The following is a 904-nucleotide window of genomic DNA, read 5'->3' as shown; positions in this document are numbered from 1 at the left end:
TCAGCGCGGCCCCCGGGTCGAGCACGCCGTGGCCGGTGCGGCCGTCGCCCGCGGTGGGGCGGGCCGTGGCGCGCAGCCGGTCTCCGACCTGACGCGGGGTGAGCATCGGGAACCGTTCGCGCAGCAGCGCCGCGGTCCCCGCGACCAGCGGCGCCGAGTACGACGTGCCGCGGACCACCGCACCGTCCGGTCCGGACGGACGGGGCAGGTCCGTCCCCGGAGCGGCGAGGTCCACCCAGGGGCCCGGCACGGAGAAGTCGCCGGGGACGTCGTCGCCGTCGACCGCGCCGACGGCGAGGACCGTGTCGTAGGACGCGGGCAGCGGCCGCAGGTCCGGGTCGCCGGTGCAGGTGCCGTTCCCGTCGACGTTCCCGGCCGCGGCGACGACCAGGACCCCGGCCCGCTCGGCGCCGTCGACGGCCTCGCGCAGCGCGGCCCCCGCGGAGTCGACCTGCGCGGACGGCACGCACACCACCTCGGACACGTTCACGACGCTCGCGCCGAGTGCGACGGCCCGGTCGATCGCCGCGGCCAGGGTGCGGATCTCCCCGGCGGGTCGCTCGGTGCCGTCGGTGCCGCGGACGGCGAAGCGCCCCGAGGACTGGCGCAGCGACAGGATCCGCGCGCCCGGCGCCATGCCCGCGCCGAGCCCGGTGACCGGGTCGGCGGCTCCGGCGAGGAGCAGCGCGACATCGGAGCCGTGGCCGTCGCAGTCGGTGAGACCGTCGCCGCCGGTGAGGTAGTCCCCGCCGCCGCTGAGGCGTCCGGCCAGCCGGGGCAGCGGCGCCACCCCGGTGTCGACGACGGCGACGAGCTGCCCCGCACCGGTCGCGAGATGCGGGGGTGGCTGCGGGACCGCACCGCGGGCGGCGCCCGGGCCGTCGTCGCCGGGCGGGGTGCAGGC

At 79.4% G+C, this 904-nt stretch carries 1 protein-coding gene; it reads right to left on the bottom strand.

Annotated elements, in window-relative coordinates; genetic code table 11:
• Positions 1–904, bottom strand: a 904-nt coding sequence (locus tag GTW08_RS09645) for a S8 family serine peptidase (protein ID WP_161151789.1), incomplete at both ends; no start/stop codon positions are given.

Origin of the sequence: Pseudonocardia sp. SID8383 (genome assembly GCF_009864975.1) — a bacterium.
Taxonomy (GTDB): domain Bacteria; phylum Actinomycetota; class Actinomycetes; order Mycobacteriales; family Pseudonocardiaceae; genus Pseudonocardia; species Pseudonocardia alni.
The sequence above is the reverse complement of the archived record's forward strand: the minus strand, read 5'-3'. Positions and strand labels throughout refer to the sequence as shown.